Annotated in this window: 1 protein-coding gene; it reads right to left on the bottom strand. The window is 61.9% G+C overall.

All coding sequences use genetic code 11. The features are described 5' to 3' along the window. A partial coding sequence (locus AC1VAN_RS22135; RefSeq protein WP_480986782.1) for an RHS repeat domain-containing protein occupies positions 1–1,269 on the bottom strand: 1,269 nt, incomplete at its 3' end. Positions 1,270–1,289 lie beyond the last annotated feature (20 nt).

Below are 1,289 nucleotides of genomic sequence, written 5' to 3'. Positions count from 1 at the left end.
ATCGAGAACGTTGTCTGCATTTTCAGTGACCAGCACCGGGCGGAACATGGCATCCAGATAGGTATCGGTCCGTCGCCCGCCCTGGGTTCGTGAATGCTTCCAGGCGCCGGCCGGCACGCCGAACTGCGCGCTGCCCAACCGCTGCAGGTCCATGGTGACCGCATTCCAGCTCACGGTGTCGCCACCGGGGAACTGCTGGCTGCGCAGGCGCCCCATGCTGTCGTAGCTGAAGCTGGTGGTTGCTCCGATTTCATCGGTCAACGAGGTGATCCAGCCGTTGTCGTCCACCACAACGGTGCGCGTCGCCCCATTGGGAGATTCAGCCGTGGCCGGCATCCGCAACTGCTGCGGGACACCGCGCTTCCACGCGGACAGGTGGCTGGTGTTGCCACGGGCATCGGCAACCGATGCCACCGTACCATCAGCCGCGTAGGTCACCTGCTGCGCCAACCGGCCGAAGGCATAAGCGCGCAGCGGCAACGCATTGGTCGTGTCGAACTCGGTGCGTGACTGCTCGACACCATTGACTACGCTGCGCGCTGACTGGCCATTCACCCATAGCGCCAGGTTGTCGTAGTAGGTGGTTGTGCTGGCGCGGCTCTGTCCGGCTGAGTTGCCCTCGACGACGCTCACCTCGCGTGCAAAGGCATCGAAAGCCTGGACCGTGCGGGTGAACTGCACGCCATCCTGTTCCACCACGGTGGACTGTACGGGCCTGTTGTAGTGTGCCTTGAGGTCGTTCGCACCGTACTTGAAGTCCTTGCCGGCTTCTTTCGGGAATGGCGCCGAGTCAAGCTGGGCGTCGGGATAGTAGTTGTTGCGGTCGACGCGCACGACGGTGCCGCCCGAGCGCGTGGTGGTCGACAACAGCAGACCGTCGTTGTACGCCACCTCCTTGCCGAATTCATACACACGTACAACGCCGTCAGGCAGAGTCTCGGTGGTGATTTTCGGTTCGGCCTGGCCCGGAGGAATGGCCGGTCCGCCGAGATCCTGCGCGTAGGCGCCATCAAGATTGGTGTACTGATAGGTCCACTGCGCAACAGGCATACCCGGACCAGTGATTGTTTTTGCTACCAGCGACTGCGCGTCACGGTAGACAGGCGTGTAGTTCCAGCCTTCTTCGTACAGATGATTGTCACCAGATGTCTGGCAGTCGAACGTTACGTTCTTCCGTCCGTGGCGGAACGGGYGGAACAAGAACGTACCCACTGCCCCCGAAGGATGCTGGACAGTCGCCGCAATCTCAGTGGGTATGATCTTGTTCATCCGGGCGCAGGTCACCGGAT

The sequence above is a fragment of the Stenotrophomonas sp. 05L44_2 genome (assembly GCF_056665995.1).
Note: the sequence above shows the minus strand (reverse complement) of the source record. Positions and strands in the feature narration are given on the sequence as shown.